Origin of the sequence: Aeromicrobium sp. Root236, from assembly GCF_001428805.1 — a bacterium.
Lineage (GTDB): Bacteria > Actinomycetota > Actinomycetes > Propionibacteriales > Nocardioidaceae > Aeromicrobium.
The window spans coordinates 3,680,009-3,702,537 of sequence record NZ_LMIS01000001.1; the positions used below are offsets into that span (position 1 = coordinate 3,680,009).

Consider the following 22,529-nt stretch of genomic DNA (forward strand, 5'->3'; position numbering starts at 1 on the left):
ATGAACACAGACTTCATCCGCCAGACCTTCGTCGGGCTCAAGATCCTGCTCGTCATGACCGTCGTGCTCGGGGTCGCGTACCCAGCAGCAGTGTGGGGCGTCGGGCAGGTAGCGTTCCACGACAAGGCGAACGGACAGATCGTGTCACAGCGCGGGCATGACGTCGGTTCGGCCATCATCGGCCAGAACTTCAAGGTTGCGGACGACCGGTGGTTCCACGGCCGGCCATCAGCCGCAGAGTACGACGGGCTGGCGTCGGCTTCGTCCAACCTCGGTCCGTCGAACCCGGACCTGCTGGCGTCGGTCAAGAAGCGCCAGCAGCAGATCGCGAAGGTGGAGGAGGTCCCCGTCTCGCGGATTCCCGCCGACGCAGTCACGGCCTCCGCCTCGGGTCTCGACCCCTACATCTCGCCCGCCTATGCCGCATTGCAGGTCGCCCGTGTCGCCAGGGAACGTGGCCTGTCCGCTTCCAGTGTGAAGAGGCTCGTCGAGAGGTACACGTCGGGGCGGCAGCTCGGCTTCCTCGGCGAGCCGAAGGTTGACGTGCTCGAGCTCAACCTGGCGCTCGAGCGACAGTGAGGCGTCCGCGAGGTGCACACTGAAGACGTGCAGCACGAAGCGAGGCAGCGAGGTGTCCTGCGGGTCTACCTCGGCGCGTCGCCGGGGGTGGGCAAGACCTTCGCGATGCTCGATGAGGGGCAGCGCCGTGCCGCCAGAGGGACCGACGTGGTCATCGGATACGTCGAGACGCATGGGCGGGTCCACACCGAAGAGCAGATCGGCGAGCTTGAGCTGATACCGCGCCGCACCATCGAGTACCTGGGGACGGCACGCCAGGAGATGGATCTCGACGCGATACTCGTTCGTCGACCTGAGGTGGTCCTCGTCGACGAGCTGGCTCACACCAACATCCCCGGTGCCCAGAACGAGAAGCGTTGGCAGGACGTCGAGGCACTTCTCGAGGCGGGCATCTGCGTCATCACGACGGTCAACATCCAGCACCTCGAGTCGCTCAACGACGTCGTCGAGTCGATCACGGGCATCCGTCAGCAGGAGACCGTTCCCGACAAGGTCGTCCGTCAGGCGGATGCGATCGAGCTCACTGACATGAGCCCGCAGGCACTGCGACGTCGCATGGCGCACGGCAACATCTACGCCGCCGACAAGGTCGACGCGGCGCTCTCGCAGTTCTTTCGCGAGGGCAACCTCACGGCGTTGAGAGAGCTCGCGCTGCTCTGGCTGGCCGATCGGGTCGACGAGGGGCTCGACCGGTACAGGGACCAGCACGGGATCGACTCGACCTGGGCAGCTCGTGAGCGGATCGTTGTCGCGGTGACCGGGGGACCCGAGTCGGAGGTGCTGCTGCGGCGTGCTTCTCGCATCGCGTCACGCACCGGTGGCGGGGAGTGGATGGCCCTGTACGTGACCCGGGGCGACGGCCTCGTCCAGATGGACCCCGCTCGCCTCCACAAGCTGCACGTCATGACGGAGGACATGGGTGGGACGTTCCACACTGTCATGGGCGATGACCCGGCGGTGGCGATCCTCGACTTCGCCAAGGCCGAGAACGCGACCCAGGTCCTGATCGGTGCCAGTCGCCGCGGCCGGCTGTCGACGCTGGCCAACCCGGGCATCGGCGAAGTCGTGATCGCCGAGTCGGGTGACATCGACGTGCACATCGTCACGCACGACCAGGCGCGCAAGAAGCGCCGCACCATGCGCCGGGCCTCGGAGCTGAGCGGACGGCGGCGCGCGTGCGGCTTCGTCATGGGCGCCGTCGGGCCGTTGGTGCTGTCCGCACTTCTGTTGGCCACGCCGGACTTCCACGGCCTGCCGACCGAGTCGATGCTCTACATGGCCCTGGTCGTGGCGACCGCCATCGCCGGCGGCCTCGTCCCGGCGGTCGTGAGTGCATTCGTCAGCGGTTTCGCGCTGAACTTCTTCTTCACGCCGCCGCTCCACAAGCTGACCGTGGCCAGTGGCGAGAACGCGTTCGCCCTGCTGCTGTTCGTCGTGGTGGCGATTGCGGTGTCGTCGGTCGTCGACCTAGCGGCTCGCCGAACCGTGCAGGCCGAGAAGGCGAGCGCGGAAGCTGATGCCCTCTCGGTCTTGTCGCACAGCCTGCTCCATGCCGGTGACATGCGAACGCTGCTGGCCGGAGCGTGTGAGCTGTTCGGGATGCGGGGCGCGGCGATTATCGGCCCCGACGGCGACGTCTCGATCGGCTACGGTGCGCCGGTCACCGATCTCGCCTCTGCGGACGTCACCGTGAGGGTTGATGACGAGTCCTACCTGGCGCTCGTCGGCCGATCCCTCGCCGCCGCCGACCAACGACTGCTCAAGGCGTACGCCGCACATGCGTCGGTGCTGGGCGAGCGCCGTCGTGCGATGAAGGAGAGCAGTGAGCGGCGCGTGCTCGAAGAGACCGACCGAACACGTACGGCACTCCTCGCCGCGGTCTCCCACGACCTGCGCTCGCCGTTGGCAGCCGTCAAGGCTGCCGTCAGCAGTCTCCGCAACGACCAGATCACCTGGTCGCCCGAGGATGAGCGGGCGCTGCTCGCAACCGTGGAGGAGGGGGCGGATCGCCTCGACGACCTCGTGGCCAACCTGCTCGACATGAGTCGACTGCAGATGGGTGTGGTCAACGCCCACGTCGACGAGGTCGAGGTGGAAGCAACGATTCGTACGGCTGTCGCGACGTTGGCCGGACGTCAGCGCGTTGACGTCACTGTCGCCCACGACGCGGCTCTCCTCGCCGGCGATGCGGGACTGCTCGAGCGCGTGATCGCAAATCTCGTCGGCAACGCTCTCACCTATGCTCGCGACGACTCCAAGGTCCAGGTCGACGCCTCGACGGCAGGGGAGCGCGTGCTGATCCGGATCGTCGACACAGGTCCGGGGGTGCCGCTGGACCAGCGCGATCGGCTGTTCGAGCCATTTCAACGGCTGGGCGACGTTCCGCGCGGTGAGGGCATCGGGCTCGGCCTGGCGGTCGCCCGCGGTCTCACCGAGGCGATGGACGGTACGTTGACCGTCGAGGACACCCCCGGCGGAGGACTGACGTTCATCCTCGACCTGCCGGGAACCCGCTCCGTGCTCGGTGGAGGGCAGCCATGACATTCGTGCTCGCAGTCGATGACGACCCGGCCATCTTGCGGACGCTCTCGATCAATCTCCGGGCCAGAGGGTATGACGTCGAGACGGCGGGTGATGGTCGATCGGCGTTGCAGATCGTGGACGAACGGATGCCGGACGTCGTGATCCTCGACCTGGGCCTGCCCGACCTCGACGGCGTCGCCGTGCTCAAGCGACTTCGCGGCCACACCCGCGTGCCGGTCGTCGTCCTGTCCGCCCGCCACGAGTCGGACGACAAGGTCGAGGCGCTGGACGAAGGGGCGGACGACTACGTCACCAAGCCCTTCGACATCGAGGAGCTGCTGGCGAGGGTGCGGGCGGCGATCCGGCGAAGCGGAGGCGACGGTGCTCCGCTCGTCGTGGAGTCCGGGGAGGTACGCCTCGACATCACGGAACGCGTGGCCACGCGGTCAGGGGAGGACGTTCGCCTCACCCCGACCGAGTGGCACATCGTGGAGGTGCTCGCCCGTCGTGAGGGTCGCTTGGTGCGTCAGGGCGAGCTGCTCCACGAGGTGTGGGGCCCGGCATATGACCGCGAGACCAACTACCTGCGGGTCTACCTCGCACAGATCCGGCGCAAGCTCGAGCGCGATCCGTCCAAGCCGACGATGTTCCTGACCGATCCCGGCATCGGCTACCGGCTCGTCGTCTGAGGTCTGCGGTCAGCCCACGTGGACGCGGGGACGTCGGTCCGGGTCCGGCTCGGCCTCCCGGAGCACCTCGCGCGTGACCGGCGCGATCTCCCCGTCCCCGACAAACAGGAACCTCAGGAAGTTGACGATCGGGTTGCCCTCGGTCCAGCTGAAGTACGCATGCGGGATCGTCCCGGTGCTCTCACGGATGTCCATCAGCAACGCAGCGATCGTGTTGGCGATGACCGAGCTGCGCACCTTGAGGACCCGGTAGCCGAACCGCTCTTCGCCGATGACCTCCAGGTCGCCCTCGAAGTCGGAAGCATCAGCGACGGTGACTTCGACGAAGATCAGTGGCGCCCACGCCGGTATGCCGTTGTCCTCGCGCACCTCGGTGGCCTTCTCCCTGTACATGCGGGCGGTGCCCTCACCCGGTTCCTTGGGAATCAGCCGAACGGTGCCGCACTTGGCTGCCCCGGCGATGTAGTGCGTGGCCGTCTCGTCCATCTCGATACTGACCGCCCGCAGCTCCAGCGACCGGCGCGTGCGGGACACGAACGAGACGAGCACGATCGCCAAGATGAAAAGGCCACCGATCTTGACCCCGTCTGGACGTTCGAAGACGTTCGCGATCGTGGTGTAGAAGAACACCGTGGACACGGCTGCGAAGGCGATCGTGGCATTGCGGTGCCGACGCCGGTACTCGGTCAGGGTCACCGCGACGGAGGCCGAGCTGATCAGCACCAGCACTCCGGTGGCGTACGCGCCGCCTTGCGCATCGACGCTGGCGTCGAAGATCCAGGTCACGAAGAACGCGACGGCCATGAAGACCAGGACCAGAGGGCGAACTGCCTTGGTCCACGACGGTGCCATGCCATAGCGCGGCAGATAGCGGGGGACGAGGTTGAGCAGGCCGGCCATCGCCGACGCGCCGGCAAACCAGAGGATCGCGATGGTGCTGACGTCGTACACGGTCCCGAACGTGGCGCCGAGCTGTTCGTGCGCGAGAAACGCCAATGCGCGACCGTTGGCCTCGCCGCCGACCTCGAAGTCGTCCGGCTTGATCAAGAGGGCGGCCACAATGCTCGACAACACCAGGTAGATGCTCATGATGACGGCCGCTGTCAGCAGCAACTTGCGGGCCCCGATGATCCGACCTTCAGGCTTGGCTTCGGTGTCGTCCGGTGCTCCTGCGATCTGCGGCATGACCGCGACGCCGGTCTCGAACCCCGAGAGACCCAGGGCGAGCTTCGGAAAGACGATCAGAGCCACCGCGGCAACGGCGAACCAGTTGTGATTCTCGGACATCAGAAGCTTGTGCCAGTCGCCGAAGACGTGGGGATTGCGAGCGATCTCAATGAATGATGAGACGAGGACGACGGCGTTCAGAGCCAGGTATGCGATCACCAGGACCACGGCGATGCCGATGGCCTCCTTGAATCCGCGCAGGAACACTGCACCGAGCGCAGCGAGAAACACGAGGGTGATCAGGACGACGTGGCCCTCGAGGAAGTCAGGGGCGAAGGGGTTCTCGAGCACGTGCGCTGAGGCGTCGGCTGCCGAGAGCGTCATGGTGATGAGGAAGTCGGTGCACGCGAACCCCAACATCACGAGCACGAACAGCTTGCCCGCCCACCACGGCAGGACCTTCTCAAGCATGGCGATCGACCCTTCGCCATGTGGGCTCTCGCGGGCCACGCGGCGATAGACCGGCAGCGCGCCGAACAGCGTCAGCGCCACCAGCACGAGGGTGGCGATGGGCGCGACCGCGCCGGCCGCGAGGGCGGCGATGCCAGGTTGATAACCGAGCGTGGAGAAGTAGTCGACGCCAGTCAGGCACATGACCTGCCACCACGGGTGGCGGCGGTGATCCTCAGACACCTTGCCATGCGGGCCGTGTAGCTCACCGGCGGTGTCACTCAGCCCGTCCAACATCCACCGTCGAAGGCCTGTCCTGGGAGCCGTGCTCGTCACTGGGTTGCGTCCTCACTGGACCACCGACTTGGTCGTCCGCGCCATCGTACGGACGAAAATTTGGCGGTTCATCCGTTCTGGGACCGCAGGGCGTCAAGATCGCGTCAAGATTTCGCCGCGTGACTGTCTACTCCGTTGTCGCGCGCAACCATGGAGGCATGGGAAACGCTTGGTTCGAGCGCCACCGCCCTGCCTTGATCGGCATCGCTGCAGGTCTGCCGCTCGTGTGGTGCTCGGTTGCCGCCCGGATGCGTGTGGACGTCACCGCAGCAACCGCGGCGCTCGTGCTGGTCGCCGTGGTCGTGGCAGCCTCCGCGACGGGAGATCGACTGGCCGGTGTGGTCGCGGCGGCCTCCGGAGGGTTGTGGTTCGACTACTTCCTCACCAAGCCGTTTCACCGGTTCACCATTGAGGACTCCGACGACATCGAGGTGACGCTTCTGCTGGTCCTGGTGGGAATCGGCGTGACAGAGCTCGCAATCTGGGGCGGACGTCAGCAGGCAAAGGCCAGTCGCCGAGCGGGCTACCTCAACGGGCTCATGGCGACCTCGCAGATCGTCTCGGCGCAGGTGTCGACGACAGCCCTGATCGATCAGGTGGGCGCTCACATCGCCGAGCTGCTCGAGGTGGACGCGTGCGACTTCGTCGAGGCCGGCGCCATTCGTCGCGACAGTGCCGTGCTCGGACCCGACGGTGAGGTGACGATCCGCGGGAGTCTGGTCAACGTCGATCGTGACGGCCTGCCGGTGCTGGGCGAAGTCGTGCTGCCCGCTCGGCACCGCGGTGTGGTCGAAGGAGCGTTCTTGATCGTCGCAGCCACCAGGATCGTACGGCCGACGCTCGAGCAGCGACGGGTTGCGGTGGCGCTGGCAGACCAGGCGGGCGCGGCGCACGCGTCTCAGGAATCTGCGCCACCGCTTGACTAGGAATCGCCCCCGCACCTCCAGTTCGAGGTATGACGCATCATGCAACCAAAATCGGCCTAAAAGTTGCGGGATCGGCCATTAAGGTCTAGTCATTATCCGCCCTAGTTCATCGGGACTAGGCGGTGTGGCCCGTCGTGATCAAATCTGCCTCGATCGCCGAAATTCCGGCCATTTCGGGACCGTTCGACGTGACGTAGCCCAGCCACGTGGCGTTGTCTAGGTGCACAGGTCACGGCGCACTCCCACTTGCCGCGGCCGACCCGCAGCCGAGGACTCCCCCTTGACTACGACTCGAACCGTTCCGTGCAGGGGCGATACGGATGGAGTTATCTGTCATGAAAAAGATATTGCTCGTACTAGCGATGATTGCGGCCAGCGTGTTCCTCGCGCAGCCCGCCGTCGCCGACGAGGGAGACGCGCCGGCCGAGCCGGCCGTCGAGAACACCACAGACGCGCCGAAGGAGGCAGCTGACGAGGCTCCGGCACCGGAGACCTCCGAGCCGCAGCAGGAAGCGCCGGCCGAGACCACGCCTCCGGCAGCCGATCCCGAGCCGGAACCGGTCGTCAACGACGACCCTGTCGCTCCCGTAGGTGACGCCAATGAGCCGGCCGACACGCCGGACGACTCTACTTCGGGCAACGCACCCAACGAGGACGACACCGAAGGCGCCGCAGCATCTGCCGCCGCCGTCGATCTCGAAGCCAAGGTGACCATCTGCCACGTCCCGCCGGGCAACCCCGCAAACGCCCACGCCATCTCGGTGAGCTACAACTCCATCGTGAAGGGCGAGGGACACGGCAAGAACAACGCTGCCCACTCGCAGGACTGGATCCCCGCCTTCGAGTACATGGACGGCGACGACGTCAAGCAGTACCCGGGCCGCAACACCAACGCTGCGAACCCCTGTGGTGACGCGCCTGGGCTGACCGAGGTCGGGACCGATGATCCCACTCTGGTCGGGCCGACGTGTGTGGCTGACGGCTTCGTCCAGCTCCCGACGTCCGAGGGCGTGACGTACACGATCACACCGTCGAACTCGCCTGGAGATGTCGATGTGGACGCGACGGCGAACGCGAACTACATCATCGACGACCAGGCGACGATTCACTGGGACTTCCTCGTCCTGGAGAAGCTGGCCGGCGACGATCCCCAGTGCGTGCTGGTGGACAGCACCGATCTGACGATCTGTCACCGCACCGACAGCAACGTCAACCCGTACAACGCGATCGGGCCGGCCACGGCCGGCATCGTCCACGGGCACGACACGGAGCACGAAGGCCCCCTGTGGGATCCGACGCTGAAGGCGCAGCACATCGAGTGGGGCGACATCATCCCGCCGTACACGTTCGACAACGTGGAGTATCCAGGCCAGAACTGGACCGCCGAGGGCATCGCCTTCTACAACGACGGCAAGTGCGACGGCGCCGGGATCATCCCGGCCGAGATCACCGCTGATCCGCCGTTCGCCGATCCGGCTGACTGTGACGAAGACGGATCGCTCGTCCTGCCCGAGACCGACCACGTGCAGTACCTGGTCGAGCCGGTGTTCAACGGTCCCGGTGACTACACGATCACCGCGAGCGTGACGGACGAGGAGTTCGTGCTCGTCGGCCAGACGGTGTTCGAGGTCGCGGTCGGTGGCAAGCTGCCGACAGCGGACTGCGTGTCGCCGAACGACGACGAAGAGCCCGCCAAGGAGGACGACCTGCTGCCTGACACAGGTGGTCTGCCCCTCTGGGTGCTGCTCCTCGCAGGTCCGATGACGGCAGCAGGACTCCTGGTCCTGATGCGTCGCGAGCCGGTGAGCCACGCGTCCACCAGCGGTCGGATGCCGTCCTACTCGCTGATCCTTCCGCCGGTGAAGAAGCCGGCCGGGATCAAGCGGGCGCACGCCTCGACACAGCACATCGGCTTCATGAAGGCCGTGGGCAACGTCGTGGCAGCGATCGGCTCGTTCCTCCGCGGAGGACGTCGCTGATCAGGCACTGATCACGAGAGAGAAGGGGAGTCGCTTCGGCGGCTCCCCTTCTCGCGTCTGCGGGCGTCAGTCGTCCATGGCATCGGCGACGGCGGGGTCGCCGCCCTCGGCGCGCAGGCCGGCGACCACTCCGGCCCGGTCCGCATCCGAGCGGTTCTGGCTGAGCTTCGCCTTGGCCTCGACGCGCTCGACCGTCAGCTCCAGCCCGACGATCGCCTTGAGGTTCTTGGCGATGTACGTCTCGGGGGCATCGGTCACGGCCCAGGGCTGCTCGCGCGGGTGCTCGTGGTGGTCGGTCAGGCGGGTCACCGCGTCGCGCACCCATGCCGGGTCGTCGTGCACCCGGACGGTGCCCGTGAGGTGCACCGCCGAGTAGTTCCAGGTGGGCACGACCCGGCCGTGCTCGGCCTTGGCGGCGTACCACGACGGCGAGATGTAGGCCTGGGGGCCGGCGACGATCGCGAGGCAGCGGGCGCCTTCGCCGATCTGCCGCCAGTGGTCGTTGGCCAGGGCCATGTGGGCGATGACGGTGCCGCCGTCGGCGCTCCACAGCACGGGCAGGAGGGTCGCGACGGGGGTGCCGTCGGAGCCGATCGTCACGAGCTCAGCACTGCCGACAGCCTCGACGAACGCGCGGATGTCGTCGGGGTCGTCCATCACGTTGAAACGGGGGATGTACATGCCGCTCCTAGACGTCGTCGCTGTTGCTGATGCCGCGGCGGGCGGAGAGGAGCTCGAGCTCGGGACGGCCCGCGACGAAGTTCTCCACGGCGTCGAGGACGTCGATGACGTGGCGGCTGTCGGCCCCGACGAGGCAGGCTCCCACGCCCGCGCGGCGGTGCAGGTCGAGACTCCCGGTCTCGGCCGCCGAGACGCTGAACGTACGCCTCAGGTCGGCCACGAGCGGCCGCACGATCGACCGCTTCGTCTTGAGCGAGTGCACGTCGCCGAGCACGATGTCGAACTCGATCCAACCGATCCACATGCCACGATCATGACAGGGGCTGCGAGGATCGTGTCCGTGGTGTCACAGCTCGTACGTCTCGTGGTGTCCTGCGCGATCCTCGGCGTCGGCGTCGCGATGATCCTGATCGCGGCCCTCGGCTCTGACGGCTACTCCACGATGATCAACGGGCTGTCGATCGCGCTCGACGTGGAGTTCTGGATCGTCAACCTCGTGGTCGGCATCGCTCTCGTCCTGATGGCCTGGGCGCGCGGGCTCAGGCCGGGGCTCGGCACGATCACCCAGCCACTCGTCGTCGGCTTCGTCGTCTCGGGGCTCCTGGACGCGTTCGCCGAGCCCGATGCCTGGTGGGCGCGCGTCGGGCTGCTCGTGCTGGCGTTCCCGGTGCTCGCCGTCGGGGTGGCGGGCTACCTCGCCGTCGACGCAGGCGCCGGGCCGACGGAGGCCGCGGCGCTGGCGTTCGACCCTCCCGTGCCGTTCAGGTGGAGCTACAGCGTCGTGCAGGCCGGCGGGGCGCTCCTGGGCTGGGCGTGCGGTGCCGCGGTCGGCCCGGGCACGTTGCTCGTGATCTTCTTGCTGGGCCCGCTCGTCGACCTGCTCTCTGCGCGGTTCTCCCTGCTCTCGATCGAGCGTGCGGGCTAGGCAGCCTCGCCGTATCCGGCCCGCAGCTCGTCGACCAGGCTGGGCCGGGTCGGCTGCCAGCCGAGCTCGCTTCTCGCGCGCTGCCCGCTGGCCTGCTGGTCGAGGAGCAACGCCTCGCCGAAGCCGCCGAGGCGCTCGATGGTCGCGGCCGGGTCCTCCGCAACGACCTCACCGAGGGCCTCGCCGAGCTCCCGGACGGTCGGGTTCTGCCCGCTGACGCCGACGTACGTCCGACCGCCCGGCGCCTGTTCGAGCACGCGGACGTACAGATCTGCCAGGTCGTCGACGTGGACCGTGGTCCAGCGCTGGTCACCCGTGCCGAACAGCGCCACGGTGCCGGCCTCGGGCGAGGCGGCGAGCATCGCGGGGATGCCCTTGCCGTGGCCGTAGACGATGCCCGGCTGCACGACAGATGCCCTGATCCCGGACTCGAGCAGTCGCTGCTCGCTTGCCACGCGCCACGCCGTGAGGTCCGGCGCCGCGAGCGGGCTCGTCTCGGTAATGGCCGGGTTGTTGCCGTAGACCCAGATGCCGCCGGTGTGGACGAACGGCTTCTGGGTGCCGCTGAACGCCGCGATCGCGGCGTCGATCACGGCCTCGTTGAGCTCGGCGTCGCGCTCGTCGCCTCCCGCCGCGGTGTGGATCGCGGCGTCGTGGCCGCGCAGCTCTGCAGCGAGCCAGTCGGCATTGAACAGGTCACCGATGATGCCGGTGGCGCCGGCATCCTGGACGTGGAGCGAGGACTTCTGGCTGCGGACGACGGCGGTCACGCGGTGTCCGGTGGCGACCAGCTGGTCGAGCACGGCTGACCCGATGAAACCGGTTCCCCCGGTGAGCAAGATCTTCATGACAATGCCAACCGGGGGAGCGGGAGCGCTATTTCGTGACGTGGTTCACACGGTGGTTGCGTTGCGATGTCGGCTCGCCGGGTTTCGTCATCGGGCGGCTTCGCCGCGATCGCTCAACCTGACTTCGGCGCTCGGCCGCTGGCGGCCTCGACCTCAGTCAAACAGCTCGGTGAGCCAGTGCTCCTTCTTCTTCTTGCGGTACGGCTGCTGCCGGTTGTCATGGCGCGGCTGTTCGTAGCGCGGCTCCGCGTACTGCGGCTGCGCCGGAGCGGCAGCAGGAACGTCGGCCGTCGCGCGGTCGAGGATCTTGTCGAGCTCCCCGCGGTCGAGCCACACCCCACGGCACTCGGGGCAGTAGTCGATCTCGATGCCGGCACGTTCACTCATGACGAGGGTGGCGTTGTCGGTCGGACACTTCATGGATGATTCCTCCTTGCCACGCTCAACTCGGCGCAGCGCTCAGGAGTTCCCACCGGCCGCATGCGTCACACACGTACGGGCGACCGGCCGAGCCTCGAGCCGGCCGTCCGCGATCGGCTCGCCGCACACCTCGCAGCGGCCGTACGTGCCCTCGTCGATGCGGGCTCGTGCTGCGTCGACCTCGGCGAGGCGTCGTTCGGTCTGCTCGATCAACGCGCTGACCTGCGAGCGCTCGAACGCGATCGTCGAGCCCTCCGGGTCGTGCTCGTCGTCGGCGTTGGAGTCGAGGGAGGCATCGACGATGCCGGTGAAGTCGCGGGTCAGCGTCGCGAGCATCTGCAGGGCGGCCGAGCGTTCCTCGTCGAGCAGGACGAGGGCCCGGGCCTGGTCCATGCGGTTCGCCTCCTGAGAATGCGTGAAGGCCCCGTTCGGCGAGGAACGGGGCCTTCACAGTGCGGCATCAGGGACTCGAACCCCGAACCCGCTGATTAAGAGTCAGCTGCTCTGCCAATTGAGCTAATGCCGCGAAGCGGGTGCAACATTATCAGCCGCCTCCGGTCCCTCATAATCGAGGATCGCGTGCGCTGCATTGTGGCCGGCGATGCCGCTCACCGCGCCCCCGCGCCGGGCTCCGCTGCCGCACAGCAGGACGCGCGGATGGCTCGTCGCGACGCCCCAGCGCTCCGCGGGATGCCGGGGCTTTTCGTCCTCCTCGAGCCAGGGCCACTGCAGGTCGCCATGGAAGATGTGGCCGCCCGGCATCGCGAGCGCCTCCTCGATCTGGGCGGGCGTCTTGTGCTCGACGCCGAGGATCAGCGGCTCGATGGGCTCGTCGAGGTGGGCGTTGAGCGCGGTGAGGAACTGCGCGTACGCCGTGGCGGCGGCCGCCTCGTCCGGCAGCACCTCGTACGGCGTGTGGAGCCCGAAGTAGGTCAGGGTCTGGGCGTCCGTCGCGGCGAGGTCGGCGCCGAGGATCGAGCGGTCCGTGAGGGTGTGGCAGTAGAGCTCGCCGGAGGCGAAGTCCGGCAACGATCCGGCGGCTGCCTGTGCGTACGCGCGCTCGAGCTCGCTCATCGACTCGCCGAGGTGGAACGTGCCGGCGAACGCGATCGCCGGGTCGATGCCGGACCTGAGACGTGGGAGCCGCGAGACGAGCAGGTTGATCTTGAACTGCGAGCCCGACGGCTTGGACGGTGTCGGGTTGCTGAGCAGCCGCTCCAACACGTACGGGGCGACACCGCTGAGCACCCAGTCCGCCTCGATGACGAAGCCGTCGCCGCAGACGGTCGCGCCGACGTCGTACGCGTCGATCCCGTCGACCTCGCAGTTGGTGCGGATGTCGACGCCGGCCTCGCGCGCCACCCGTTCGAGCTCGGCGGTCACCGCGCCCATGCCGCCGACCGGGACGCGCCACTCGCCGGTGCCGTTGCCGATGAGGTGGTAGAGGAAGCAGCGGTTCTGCACGAGCGTGCGGTCGTGGAGCGAGGCGAACGTGCCGATCAACGCGTCGGTGCCGACGACCCCGCGCACGAGATCGTCGGCGAACCGCCGCTCGAGGGCCGTGCCGATGGGTTCGTCGACGAGGTCGGTCCAGATCGCCATCTCGACCTGGTCGCGCAGCTCACCGATGTGCGGGAGCGGCTCGAGCAGCGTGGGCGCGATCGCGTCGGCGACCGTGGCGACCTCGGCGTAGAAGCGGCGCCACGCGGTGAGCTCGTCGTCAGAGCCCGTGAGCGTACGGAACGACTCCTCGGTCGCCTGGCCCGGCACCGTCTCGACGAGCAGGCCGCCGCCGTCGTACGGCGTGTAGGACGCGGTGTCCCGCGAACGGAGCTCGAGGTCGAGCCCGAGCTCGGCGATCAGAGCCTCCGGCATGAGGCTGACGAGGTAGGAGTAGCGGGACAGCCGGGCGTCGAGACCGTCGAACACCGCAGCGCTGATCGCGGCGCCGCCGACGTGAGGCAGCCGTTCGAGGATCGTGACGCTGCGCCCGGCGCGTGCGAGGTAGGTCGCGGCGACCAACGCGTTGTGGCCACCGCCGACGATCACGACGTCGTGCTTCTCGGCTTCTCGTTCCATGGCCCCAGACTAGGACCGGTTATGCCCTCGAGGTCGCGGGTACGTCGCGCGCATGGAGCACGAAGGCGCCGAGGCATGGGTCCCGTCGACGCGCAGCGTCGCGAAGCTGGCCTCGGCGGCGGAGGAGTGTCGCGGTTGCGAGCTGTGGGAGGACGCCACGCAGGTCGTGTTCTCGCGCGGGCGAGCCTCGGCACGGCTGGCGCTGGTCGGGGAGCAACCCGGTGACCAGGAGGACCGGGCCGGCGAGCCGTTCGTCGGCCCCGCGGGCCGTGTGCTCGCCGATGCACTGGAAGCGGCAGACATCGATCCGTCGCGGGTCTACCTGACCAACGCCGTCAAGCACTTCCGCCACACGGTGCGCGGCAAGCGCCGCATCCACGAGAAGCCGGCCGTCGGGCACATCGTCGCCTGCCACCCGTGGCTCGAGGCGGAGCTGTCGGTCGTACGACCACACGTCGTCGTGTGCCTGGGCGCCACGGCCGGGCGGTCCGTCCTCGGGCGCGCCGTGCGGATCGGCGCCGAGCGGGGCCGGCTGATCGAACCGGAGCCGGGCGGCCCGCAGGTCGTCATCACGACCCACCCGTCCGCGCTGCTGCGCCTGCGGGACCGGAGCGAGTGGGGCGAGGCGTTCGACGGGTTCGTCGGCGATCTCCGGGTGGCGGCAGCCGCTGCGGACTGACGGTCAGAGGTGCTTGAGCGCCTCGCGCCGGGAGAGCCCGCTGAGCTCGGGATGCTCGGCGACGAACCGGCGCACCCAGTCCGGCTCGACGCGGGCGTACTCCCGCAGCGCCCACCCGATCGCCTTGCGGACGAAGAACTCCCGGTCCGCGATGTTGGGCTCGATGACCGCCGACAGCAGTGCCGGGTCCACCCGGTCACGGCGGCCGAGCTGACTGATGATCGCGAGGCGCCGCAGCCAGAGGTCGTCGGCGGTGCTCCATCGGAGTACGACGCCTGCCGCCTCGTCGGGGTGCGCGTCGTGGAGCTCGGCGATCCGGTGGGCGAGGTCGTCCACGTGGTCCCACCAGGCGCCGGTCGTGGCGAGGTGCTCGTACAGCGGGACGAGCTCGAGCCGCCCGGCGGCGAGCTTCGTCGCGAGCAGCCCGCTCGCGGCGTAGCGCTCCTCGCGGAACGTGGCCTCGTCCCACAACGTACGCACGGCGGATTCGAGCTCGTCGAGCGTACGGAGCGGCTGCGCCCGGAGCGCGGCCTTCGTGATCGCCCGTACGGCCGGCATCGGCACACCGAGGTAGGGCATCTCCGACTTCATGTACGCCTGCATGCGCGGGGCACGTTCGTCGTCCGCGGCAGCACGCAACGCATCGCGTATCTGCGAGACGAGGGGAGCGGCACTCATGGCGAGAAGGATAAGGGAATGCTTGACGATGGTTGAAGGTTAAACTAGATTGAGGACCTACCAAGGAGCATGAGATGCCTGCTGTGAATGTCGCCGACTGGACCGTCCTGCCCCGCGTGATCGCGGCGCCGACCCAGACCGAGGACCGTGCGCCGGTCACCGTGACCACCGCGCCCAAGGGCTACGAGGGCGAGGGCTTCCCGGTGCGCCGGGCGTTCGCCGGTGTCGACCCGAGCAAGCTGGACCCGTTCATCCACATGGACCAGATGGGTGAGGTCGAGTACGCGCCCGGCGAGCCCAAGGGCACGCCGTGGCACCCGCACCGCGGGTTCGAGACCGTGACCTACCTGGTCGACGGCGTGTTCGAGCACCAGGACAGCCACGGTGGTGGCGGCTCGATCACCGACGGCGACACCCAGTGGATGACCGCCGGCAGTGGTCTCCTGCACATCGAGGCGCCGCCGGAGTGGCTCGTCGTCAAGGGCGGGCTGTTCCACGGCCTGCAGCTGTGGGTCAACCTGCCGAAGGCCGACAAGTGGCTGCCGCCGCACTACCAGGACATCCGCAGCGCCGACGTGGGCCTGGGCTCCACCCCCGACGCCGGGGCGCTCCTGCGGGTCATCGCCGGCGAGGTCGACGGCGTGAAGGGCCCGGGCTCGACCCACACGCCGATGGCCATGGTCCACGCCACCGTCCTGCCGGGCGCGGAGATGACCGTGCCGTGGCGCACGGACTTCAACGCGCTCGTGTACGTCATGAGCGGCAGCGGCTACGTCGGCCGCGAGCGCCGGCCCATCGAGTCGGGCCAGCTCGCGGTCCTCGGGCACGGCGAGACGATCACCGTCGGCGCCGATCAGCAGCAGGACAGCCGGCACCCCGCACTCGAGGTCGTCCTGCTCGGCGGCCTGCCGATCCGCGAGCCGATCGCCTGGGCCGGTCCGTTCGTCATGAACACCAAGGCCGAGGTCATGCAGGCGTTCGAGGACTTCCAGAAGGGCCGCCTCGGCACGATCCCGACGGTGCCGCACGCCGAGGTGCACGGGGAGATGCTGCAGGACTGATCCTGCGGCGGCTCAGTCGTCGAGCGGTTCGGAGGCGGGGCTGTGGTCGGAGGTGACACCTCGGGCCGCGGCCTCGCTGACGCTCTCGCCGAGCCACGACTCGACCTCCCAGCCGGTCCCGCTCGATCCCTCGACGACGACGATGCCGGTGTTGACGACGTAGTGGTCGCTGACGAAGTCGAGGTCGACGTTGCTCGTACGTGCGGCGGTCCACGCGCGGATCATCGCCCCGTGGCTGACCAGCACCACGTTGTCGACGCCCAGTGACTCGGCCTCGGCGACGACCTCGTCGAAGCGCGCGATGACCTCCTGGCCCGTCTCCGCACCCGGCATGCGCACCTCGAGGTCACCGGCGCACCACGCGAGCAGCGTGTGGACGTACTGGTGGACCGAGTCCTCGTCGGACCGGCCCTCGACGTCGCCGGCGGCGATCTCGCGGAGCCCGTCGCGGACGACCGGCTCGAGCCCGCGTGCGGCGACGAGCGGAGCCGCGGTGAGGTGGGTCCGGATCATCGACGACACGAAGATCGCGTCGATCTTCTCGTCGGCGAGCGCCTCGACGAGCTCCTCGGCCTGCTGCTGCCCGAGCACCGTGAGCCCTGGTCCGGGCACGGTCGATTCCAGGATGCCCTCGACATTTGCGGGGGTCTGGCCGTGGCGGACGAGGATCAAACGCATGTTCTGACCTTATGCGTCGCCGTCTCGCTAGGCTCTCGCGCATGGCAACAGGGCAACAGGCGAGGTACGTCGGCGCGATCGACCAGGGCACCACCAGCACGAGGTTCATGGTGTTCGACCACGACGGGCACGAGGTCGCGCGGCACCAGCTCGAGCACGAGCAGATCCTGCCGCGCGCCGGCTGGGTCGAGCACGACCCGCACGAGATCTGGGAGGCCACCCAGGACGTCATCGAGACCGGGCTGACGCGGGCCGGCATCACCGCCGACGGCCTCGTCGCGATCGGCATCACCAACCAGCGCGAGACGACCGTGGTGTGGGACCGGCGCACGGGTGAGCCCTACTACAACGCCATCGTCTGGCAGGACACGCGCACGGACTCGATTGCCAGCGCGCTCGACAAGAGCGGAGACGGCGATCTGATCCGCGACCGCGCGGGCCTGCCGCCGGCCACCTACTTCTCCGGCGGCAAGATCCAGTGGATCCTCGAGAACGTCGACGGCGTACGCGCTGACGCCGAGGCCGGCCACGCGCTGTTCGGCAACACCGACAGCTGGCTGATGTGGTGGCTGTCCGGGGGACCGGACGGCGGGCTGCACCTCACCGACGTGACCAACGCGAGCCGCACGATGCTGATGGACCTCGTGACGCTGGACTGGGACGACGAGCTGTTGGCGCTGTTCGGCGTGCCGCGCGCGATGCTCCCCGAGATCCGGTCGTCGTCCGAGGTCTACGGCCACACGCGCGCCGACGGGCCGTTCGGCGGCGAAGTGCCGATCGCGGGCGATCTCGGCGACCAGCACGCCGCACTCGTCGGCCAGGTGTGCTTCCAGCCCGGCGAGCTCAAGAACACGTACGGCACCGGCAACTTCCTGGTGCTCAACACCGGCACCGAGATCGTGAAGTCCACCAACGGGCTGATCACGACACCGGCCTACAAGTTCGGCGACGCCCCGGCGGTCTACGCGCTGGAGGGCTCGATCGCGGTGACCGGCTCGGCGATCCAGTGGCTGCGCGACCAGCTCGGCATCATCAAGGCCGCTGCGGACTCCGAGAGCCTCGCCGAGAGCGTCGACGACAACGGTGGGGTGTACTTCGTCCCGGCGTTCTCCGGGTTGTTCGCGCCCTACTGGCGCAGCGACGCGCGGGGCGTGATCGTCGGGCTCTCGCGCTTCAACACCGTCGCCCACATCGCGCGGGCCGCTCTGGAGGCCATCTGCTACCAGAGCCGGGACGTCGTCGAAGCGATGGTGGCCGACGCCGGGCTGGACCTCACGATCCTGCGGGTCGACGGCGGAGTCACGGCCAACGAGCTGTGCATGCAGATCCAGGCAGACGTCCTCGGCGTGCCCGTCAGCCGGCCCGTCGTCGCGGAGACGACGGCGCTCGGTGCGGCGTACGCGGCCGGGCTCGCGGTGGGGTTCTGGGCCGGCACGGACGAGCTCGTGGCCAACTGGCACGAGTCCAAGCGCTGGGAGTCGACCTCGACGCCGGAGCAGCGTGAGGCCGGTCACGCCCAGTGGAAGAAGGCCGTCGAGCGTACGTTCGGCTGGATCGACGTCGACTAGCACCGAGGGTCGCTCCGTAACCGGCCGACTGATTGACTGGGGGCATGCGATCGGTAGCCCTGTCACCTGAGAACCGTCAAGCCGCTCTCGACGCGATGGCGGAGACCCCGCTGGACATTCTCGTCATCGGCGGTGGCGTCGTCGGCGGCGGAGCGGCCCTCGACGCCGCGACCCGAGGCCTGTCGGTCGGTCTTGTCGAGGCCCGCGACTTCGCCTCCGGCACGTCGAGCCGTTCCAGCAAGCTCATGCACGGCGGGCTGCGCTATCTCGAGATGCTCGACTTCCGGCTGGTTGCCGAGGCGCTCAAGGAGCGCGGCCTGAGCCTGCAGAAGCTCGCACCGCACCTCGTGCGCGAGGTCGGCTTCCTCTACCCGTTGACGCACCGCGTGTGGGAGCGGTTCTACGCCGGCTCCGGCGTCGCGCTCTACGACGCGATGAGCAAGGCGTCGGGCTACGGCCAGGGCGTGCCGCTGCACCGTCACCTGACCCGCAGGGGAGCGCGTCGCATGATGCCCGCACTGCGCAAGGACGCCTTGATCGGCGCGCTGCACTACTACGACGGGCAGGTCGACGACGCCCGCCACACGATGTTCCTCTCACGCACCGCTGCGGCGTACGGCGCACACGTCGCCAGTCGTACGCGCGTCGTCGGACTGCTCCGTGAGGGTGACAGGGTCACCGGCGCCACGGTGAAGGACCTGGAGTCGGGCCGCGAGTTCGACATCCGCGCCAAGCAGGTCATCAACTCCACCGGGGTCTGGACCGACGAGACGCAGGCGCTGACCTCCGAGCGCGGCCAGTTCCACGTGCGCGCCAGCAAGGGTGTGCACCTCGTGGTGCCGCGCGACCGCATCCGTGGCGAGTCCGGGTTGATCCTGCGCACCGAGAAGTCGGTGCTGTTCGTCATCCCGTGGGGTCGTCACTGGATCATCGGTACGACCGACACCGACTGGTCGCTGTCCAAGGACCACCCGGCGGCGAGCCGCAGCGACATCGACTACCTCCTCGACCACGTCAACTCGGTGCTCGTGGAGCCGCTGACGCACGACGACGTGGAGGGGGTGTACGCCGGTCTGCGGCCGCTCCTCGCCGGTGAGGACGAGGCCACCAGCAAGCTGTCCCGCGAGCACGCGGTCGGCACCAGCGTCAAGGGACTCGTCGTCATCGCCGGCGGCAAGTACACGACCTACCGGATCATGGCCAAGGACGCGGTCGACGCAGCGGTGCATGGCATGTCGTCGTTGCTCGATCGCAAGGTCCCGGACTCGTGCACCGAGGACGTACCGCTGCTCGGCGCTGACGGCTACGAAGCGATGTGGAACCAGCGCCAGATGCTCGCCGCGTCGAGCGGCCTCGGCGTCGGCCGCATCGAGCACCTGCTGCACCGCTACGGCTCACTGACGCTCGAGGTCCTCGACCTCGTCGCCGAGCGCCCCGACCTGGGCGAGCCGCTGACCGGCGCCGACGACTACCTGCGTGCCGAGGTCGTCTACGCGGCCACGCACGAGGGCGCCCGGCACCTCGACGACGCGATCGCCCGTCGTACGCGCATCTCGATCGAGACGTTCGACCGCGGCACCGAGGTGGCCGTCGAGGTCGCCGAGCTGATGGCCGGTGTCCTGGGCTGGACCGAGGCGCAGCGCGACAACGAGGTCGACCACTACCTCAAGCGGGTCGAGGCCGAGCGCGAGAGCCAGACCATGCCCGACGACGAGACCGCCGACGCCGCGCGCATGGGCGCCGAGGACGTCGTGCCGATCGCGACCACCGCGACGAAGGCGAAGACCGCCTGATGGCAGAAGAGACCGTCGCGGACTACGACGTACGCTCACCGGCGTCGCGCACCCTGCTGACCGTGATCAGCACGATCGTGACCGTGCTGCTCCTCGGGGGCTTCGTGGTGGGCGCGTCGTTCGTCAAGCGCGACACCCGCGTCGCCACGGCCGACGTCGAGCTCGGCGAGCTCTCGCAGCTCGTGATCAACGCCGGGTCCGCCAACGTGCACCTCGTCGAGGGCGAGGAGGGCATGGTCAGGATCCGTTCGCGCATCACCTCGGGCCTGCAGAAGACCGACTACCAGCTCGGCCGCCGCGGCAACGAGATCAAGATCGTCTCGTCGTGCAAGACCTGGCTGTCGCCGGGCTGCGGCGTGTCGACCACCCTCGAGGTGCCCAAGGGCATGCCGATCGTCGTCAAGAGCACGACGGGCGACGTCAAGGCCGACTCCCTCTCGGAGGGGTCGCTCACCGTGAGGTCAGGCAGCGGCGACATCTCGGTGGCCGATCTCAAGGTCGACGAGCTCGACGCCAAGACCGGCTCGGGCGACATCAAGGCGACGTTCGCGACGCAGCCGTTCGGGCTCAAGGTCATCACCACGAGCGGCGACATCCGCGCGTCGATGCCGGCCGGCAAGCGCAAGTATGCCGTGGTGGTCTCGTCCAAGTCCGGCAACATCTCCAACTCGCTCGACGGTGACGTCAAGAGCTCGCTGTCCGTGGCCGATGCCCAGAAGGGCTTCGTCCGGGCGATCACCACCAGCGGCGACATCCGCCTGGCCAACCAATGACAAGACCCTCGGTCCTTGCGGAACCGAGGGTCTTCGTGGGGTGGACGACGGGACTTGAACCCGCGGCCACCGGCACCACAAGCCGGTGCTCTACCAACTGAGCTACGCCCACCACGCGTGCCGGGCATACGCCCGACACGGCGTCGGTCAGTCTAACGCAGGCCTGAGGCGGTTCAGACCGTAGCCCGGCCTTCGCCGGTCAACGAACCGGCGACCTCGGCGGCGATGGCCTTGGCGGTGTCGGAGTCGATCCCGGGATCCGGGGTGAAAACCGCGCGACGGTAGTAGCGCAGCTCCTCGATGCTCTCCTGGATGTCGACCAGGGCGCGGTGGTGGCCGGCCTTGGCGGGCGCCGCGAAGTAGGCCCGCGGGAACCACTGACGAGCCAGCTCCTTGATCGACGAGACGTCGATGACGCGGTAGTGCAGCCAGCCCTCGAGCTCGGCCATGTCGCGGGCGAGGAACGACCGGTCGGTGCCGATCGTGTTGCCGGCCATCGGTGCCTTGCCGGGCTCCTTGACGAACTCCCGGACGTACGCGAGCACCTGCTCCTCGGCCTCGCGCAGGCTCAGGCCGTTGTCGAGCTCGGTGATCAGGCCGGAGCTGGTGTGCATCTCGCGGACGAAGTCGTTCATCTGCTCGAGCGCAGCCTGCGGGGGCTTGACGATGAGGTCGATCCCGTCGCCGAGGACGTTGAGGTCGTAGTCGGTGACCAGGGCGGCCACCTCGACCAATGCATCGGTCTCGAGCGAGAGTCCGGTCATCTCGCAGTCGATCCACACCAGCTTGTCATTCACGCGCTCGACCTTAGTACGCCTGTCGGACGCGACATGTGGACACCGCCATTCGGGCGGGCCGGTAGGGTCTGATGGAACCTTCAACGAGCGAGCCGCGTTGGTCCCCATGGTGACCGCCCGACCCAGGAGATATCAGTGAGCAACGAACGTCAGCAGCGTGCCGCCCGCGCCGAGCAGATGCGCAAGGAGCGCGAGAAGGCCGACCGCAAGCAGCGCAACCTGATCACCGTCGGGATCGTCGTCGTCGTCGTGGCCCTGATCGCCGTCGCCGGCTTCGCGGTCAAGAACGCCCAGGACAGCAACACCGACTCCGACAAGCTGGTCTACCCGGCTCACACCGACAAGAAGACCTTCGGGTTCGACTACACGGCAGCCGACGCCGGGGGCAAGGCCGGAGCCAACCCGGTCAAGGTCGTGCTGACCGAGGACTTCCAGTGCCCCGTGTGCAAGGCGTTCGAGGAGCAGAGCGGTGCGTTCCTCGACGACCTGGTCAAGAAGGGCGAGATCACGATCGACTACCGCCCGATCAGCTTCCTCGACCGCAGCAGCTCCAACGAGTACTCGAGCCGCGCCGCCAACGCCGCGATGTGCGTCCTGAACGAGGGTGGGGTCGAGGACTACAAGAAGTTCCACGACCTCCTCTACGCCAACCAGCCCGAGGAGAACACGGCTGGTCCGGAGGACGCCGAGCTGATCTCCGACGCCAAGCAGGTCGGCGTCACCGGCGTCGACAGCTGCATCCGCAAGAAGGTCTACGGTCCGTGGCTCGACAAGGCGTACGAGAAGGCCCAGTCCGACGGCTTCCAGGGCACGCCCTGGGTCCGCATCGGTGGCAAGGACGTCAAGACGCCGACGGCCGAGAACATGCAGAAGGCCATCGACGCCGCCAAGAAGTCGTAG

22 protein-coding genes and 2 tRNA genes are annotated in these 22,529 nt (G+C 68.4%); 12 read left to right on the top strand and 12 right to left on the bottom strand.

The genetic code is table 11. The features are described 5' to 3' along the window. Genes kdpC through ASE12_RS18485 form a run of 3 tightly spaced genes read left to right on the top strand, consistent with a single transcriptional unit; the run spans nt 1 to nt 3,791 of the window. On the top strand, nt 1-579 hold the full coding sequence (kdpC, locus tag ASE12_RS18475) for a potassium-transporting ATPase subunit KdpC (RefSeq protein WP_056404042.1): 579 nt from the start codon (nt 1-3) through the stop codon (nt 577-579). A gap of 27 nt (nt 580-606) precedes the next feature. Next, a complete protein-coding gene (locus ASE12_RS18480) occupies nt 607-3,120 on the top strand; it encodes an ATP-binding protein (RefSeq protein ID WP_235508945.1) in 2,514 nt (837 codons plus the stop codon). After that, complete coding sequence (locus tag ASE12_RS18485; protein WP_056404046.1) at nt 3,117-3,791, top strand: response regulator transcription factor; 675 nt, start codon at nt 3,117-3,119, stop codon at nt 3,789-3,791. Before ASE12_RS18480 ends, ASE12_RS18485 begins: the two co-directional genes overlap by 4 nt. 9 nt (nt 3,792-3,800) lie before the next feature. On the opposite strand, the gene ASE12_RS18490 is transcribed toward ASE12_RS18485, so the two are convergent. Beyond that, entirely contained in the window at nt 3,801-5,651 is a 1,851-nt protein-coding gene (locus ASE12_RS18490) for an amino acid transporter (protein ID WP_369797232.1), read from the bottom strand. Nucleotides 5,652-5,863: 212 nt separating this feature from the next. Between ASE12_RS18490 and ASE12_RS18495 the strand changes: the two genes are divergently transcribed. Continuing rightward, the gene (locus ASE12_RS18495; RefSeq protein ID WP_157413057.1) at nt 5,864-6,670 is read left to right on the top strand and encodes a DUF4118 domain-containing protein; all 807 of its coding nucleotides are present in this window, start codon (nt 5,864-5,866) and stop codon (nt 6,668-6,670) included. Nucleotides 6,671-7,032: 362 nt separating this feature from the next. Next, a complete protein-coding gene (locus tag ASE12_RS18500) occupies nt 7,033-8,649 on the top strand; it encodes a hypothetical protein (protein ID WP_056404052.1) in 1,617 nt (538 codons plus the stop codon). Between the two features lie 66 nt (nt 8,650-8,715). On the opposite strand, the gene ASE12_RS18505 is transcribed toward ASE12_RS18500, so the two are convergent. Together ASE12_RS18505 and ASE12_RS18510 are read right to left on the bottom strand one after the other, a co-directional pair. Further along, nucleotides 8,716-9,330 (bottom strand): FMN-binding negative transcriptional regulator, encoded by a 615-nt coding sequence (locus ASE12_RS18505; protein WP_056404054.1) that lies wholly within the window; start codon nt 9,328-9,330, stop codon nt 8,716-8,718. A gap of 7 nt (nt 9,331-9,337) precedes the next feature. Beyond that, nucleotides 9,338-9,634 (bottom strand): DUF503 domain-containing protein, encoded by a 297-nt coding sequence (locus ASE12_RS18510; RefSeq protein WP_056404056.1) that lies wholly within the window; start codon nt 9,632-9,634, stop codon nt 9,338-9,340. Nucleotides 9,635-9,670: 36 nt separating this feature from the next. Here ASE12_RS18510 and ASE12_RS18515 point away from each other — a divergent pair, with 36 nt between their 5' ends. Continuing rightward, the gene (locus tag ASE12_RS18515; RefSeq protein WP_157413058.1) at nt 9,671-10,255 is read left to right on the top strand and encodes a YitT family protein; all 585 of its coding nucleotides are present in this window, start codon (nt 9,671-9,673) and stop codon (nt 10,253-10,255) included. Here the strand turns inward: ASE12_RS18515 and ASE12_RS18520 are convergent. From ASE12_RS18520 to ASE12_RS18540, 5 genes are all read right to left on the bottom strand, one after another. Beyond that, nucleotides 10,252-11,103, bottom strand: a complete 852-nt coding sequence (locus tag ASE12_RS18520; RefSeq protein ID WP_056404059.1) for an NAD-dependent epimerase/dehydratase family protein — start codon at nt 11,101-11,103, stop codon at nt 10,252-10,254. The genes ASE12_RS18515 and ASE12_RS18520 overlap by 4 nt on opposite strands. 153 nt (nt 11,104-11,256) lie before the next feature. Continuing rightward, complete coding sequence (locus tag ASE12_RS18525; RefSeq protein ID WP_056404061.1) at nt 11,257-11,523, bottom strand: zf-TFIIB domain-containing protein; 267 nt, start codon at nt 11,521-11,523, stop codon at nt 11,257-11,259. Nucleotides 11,524-11,562: 39 nt separating this feature from the next. After that, nucleotides 11,563-11,916 carry a TraR/DksA C4-type zinc finger protein gene (locus tag ASE12_RS18530; protein WP_056404063.1) on the bottom strand — a complete coding sequence of 118 codons (354 nt, stop codon included), beginning with the start codon at nt 11,914-11,916 and terminating at the stop codon, nt 11,563-11,565. A 60-nt stretch (nt 11,917-11,976) separates the two neighbouring features. Next, nucleotides 11,977-12,049 (bottom strand) — tRNA-Lys (locus ASE12_RS18535). After that, complete coding sequence (locus ASE12_RS18540; protein ID WP_056404965.1) at nt 12,040-13,602, bottom strand: NAD(P)/FAD-dependent oxidoreductase; 1,563 nt, start codon at nt 13,600-13,602, stop codon at nt 12,040-12,042. Before ASE12_RS18540 ends, ASE12_RS18535 begins: the two co-directional genes overlap by 10 nt. Nucleotides 13,603-13,654: 52 nt before the next feature. Here ASE12_RS18540 and ASE12_RS18545 point away from each other — a divergent pair, with 52 nt between their 5' ends. Further along, entirely contained in the window at nt 13,655-14,281 is a 627-nt protein-coding gene (locus tag ASE12_RS18545; RefSeq protein ID WP_056404065.1) for a UdgX family uracil-DNA binding protein, read from the top strand. 3 nt (nt 14,282-14,284) lie between these two features. On the opposite strand, the gene ASE12_RS18550 is transcribed toward ASE12_RS18545, so the two are convergent. Further along, the gene (locus ASE12_RS18550; RefSeq protein WP_056404067.1) at nt 14,285-14,959 is read right to left on the bottom strand and encodes a DNA alkylation repair protein; all 675 of its coding nucleotides are present in this window, start codon (nt 14,957-14,959) and stop codon (nt 14,285-14,287) included. Between the two features lie 74 nt (nt 14,960-15,033). Between ASE12_RS18550 and ASE12_RS18555 the strand changes: the two genes are divergently transcribed. Then, nucleotides 15,034-16,020 (top strand): pirin family protein, encoded by a 987-nt coding sequence (locus tag ASE12_RS18555; RefSeq protein ID WP_056404069.1) that lies wholly within the window; start codon nt 15,034-15,036, stop codon nt 16,018-16,020. Between the two features lie 12 nt (nt 16,021-16,032). Here the strand turns inward: ASE12_RS18555 and ASE12_RS18560 are convergent, their stop codons facing one another. Beyond that, nucleotides 16,033-16,698, bottom strand: a complete 666-nt coding sequence (locus tag ASE12_RS18560) for a histidine phosphatase family protein (RefSeq protein ID WP_056404071.1) — start codon at nt 16,696-16,698, stop codon at nt 16,033-16,035. A 41-nt stretch (nt 16,699-16,739) separates the two neighbouring features. Between ASE12_RS18560 and glpK the strand changes: the two genes are divergently transcribed. The 3 genes from glpK to ASE12_RS18575 are packed head-to-tail and all read left to right on the top strand — an operon-like array spanning nt 16,740 to nt 20,832. Next, complete coding sequence (gene glpK / locus ASE12_RS18565; RefSeq protein WP_056404073.1) at nt 16,740-18,266, top strand: glycerol kinase GlpK; 1,527 nt, start codon at nt 16,740-16,742, stop codon at nt 18,264-18,266. Between the two features lie 44 nt (nt 18,267-18,310). Beyond that, complete coding sequence (locus ASE12_RS18570; protein WP_056404074.1) at nt 18,311-20,059, top strand: glycerol-3-phosphate dehydrogenase/oxidase; 1,749 nt, start codon at nt 18,311-18,313, stop codon at nt 20,057-20,059. After that, the gene (locus ASE12_RS18575; protein WP_056404076.1) at nt 20,059-20,832 is read left to right on the top strand and encodes a DUF4097 family beta strand repeat-containing protein; all 774 of its coding nucleotides are present in this window, start codon (nt 20,059-20,061) and stop codon (nt 20,830-20,832) included. The genes ASE12_RS18570 and ASE12_RS18575 overlap by 1 nt, the downstream gene beginning before the upstream one ends. A 36-nt stretch (nt 20,833-20,868) precedes the next feature. On the opposite strand, the gene ASE12_RS18580 is transcribed toward ASE12_RS18575, so the two are convergent. Beyond that, nucleotides 20,869-20,944 (bottom strand) — tRNA-His (locus ASE12_RS18580). Between the two features lie 61 nt (nt 20,945-21,005). After that, nucleotides 21,006-21,629 (bottom strand): oligoribonuclease, encoded by a 624-nt coding sequence (orn, locus tag ASE12_RS18585; RefSeq protein WP_056404077.1) that lies wholly within the window; start codon nt 21,627-21,629, stop codon nt 21,006-21,008. A gap of 135 nt (nt 21,630-21,764) precedes the next feature. On the opposite strand from orn, the gene ASE12_RS18590 reads away from it, so the two are divergent. Further along, nucleotides 21,765-22,529: a thioredoxin domain-containing protein gene (locus tag ASE12_RS18590; RefSeq protein WP_056404078.1), complete on the top strand. Its 765-nt coding sequence runs from the start codon at nt 21,765-21,767 to the stop codon at nt 22,527-22,529.

Bases quoted from the DNA above. Each gene is read 5' to 3' on its own strand.
- ASE12_RS18560 (WP_056404071.1), bottom strand. From the start codon at position 16,698: ATGCGTTTGATCCTCGTCCGCCACGGCCAGACCCCCGCAAATGTCGAG.
- ASE12_RS18525 (WP_056404061.1), bottom strand. From the start codon at position 11,523: ATGAAGTGTCCGACCGACAACGCCACCCTCGTCATGAGTGAACGTGCC.
- ASE12_RS18520 (WP_056404059.1), bottom strand. From the start codon at position 11,103: ATGAAGATCTTGCTCACCGGGGGAACCGGTTTCATCGGGTCAGCCGTG.
- ASE12_RS18540 (WP_056404965.1), bottom strand. From the start codon at position 13,602: ATGGAACGAGAAGCCGAGAAGCACGACGTCGTGATCGTCGGCGGTGGC.
- ASE12_RS18485 (WP_056404046.1), top strand. From the start codon at position 3,117: ATGACATTCGTGCTCGCAGTCGATGACGACCCGGCCATCTTGCGGACG.
- ASE12_RS18570 (WP_056404074.1), top strand. From the start codon at position 18,311: ATGCGATCGGTAGCCCTGTCACCTGAGAACCGTCAAGCCGCTCTCGAC.
- ASE12_RS18575 (WP_056404076.1), top strand. From the start codon at position 20,059: ATGGCAGAAGAGACCGTCGCGGACTACGACGTACGCTCACCGGCGTCG.
- ASE12_RS18510 (WP_056404056.1), bottom strand. From the start codon at position 9,634: ATGTGGATCGGTTGGATCGAGTTCGACATCGTGCTCGGCGACGTGCAC.
- ASE12_RS18500 (WP_056404052.1), top strand. From the start codon at position 7,033: ATGATTGCGGCCAGCGTGTTCCTCGCGCAGCCCGCCGTCGCCGACGAG.
- glpK (WP_056404073.1), top strand. From the start codon at position 16,740: ATGGCAACAGGGCAACAGGCGAGGTACGTCGGCGCGATCGACCAGGGC.
- ASE12_RS18555 (WP_056404069.1), top strand. From the start codon at position 15,034: ATGCCTGCTGTGAATGTCGCCGACTGGACCGTCCTGCCCCGCGTGATC.
- ASE12_RS18550 (WP_056404067.1), bottom strand. From the start codon at position 14,959: ATGAGTGCCGCTCCCCTCGTCTCGCAGATACGCGATGCGTTGCGTGCT.
- ASE12_RS18505 (WP_056404054.1), bottom strand. From the start codon at position 9,330: ATGTACATCCCCCGTTTCAACGTGATGGACGACCCCGACGACATCCGC.
- ASE12_RS18545 (WP_056404065.1), top strand. From the start codon at position 13,655: ATGGAGCACGAAGGCGCCGAGGCATGGGTCCCGTCGACGCGCAGCGTC.
- ASE12_RS18530 (WP_056404063.1), bottom strand. From the start codon at position 11,916: ATGGACCAGGCCCGGGCCCTCGTCCTGCTCGACGAGGAACGCTCGGCC.
- kdpC (WP_056404042.1), top strand. From the start codon at position 1: ATGAACACAGACTTCATCCGCCAGACCTTCGTCGGGCTCAAGATCCTG.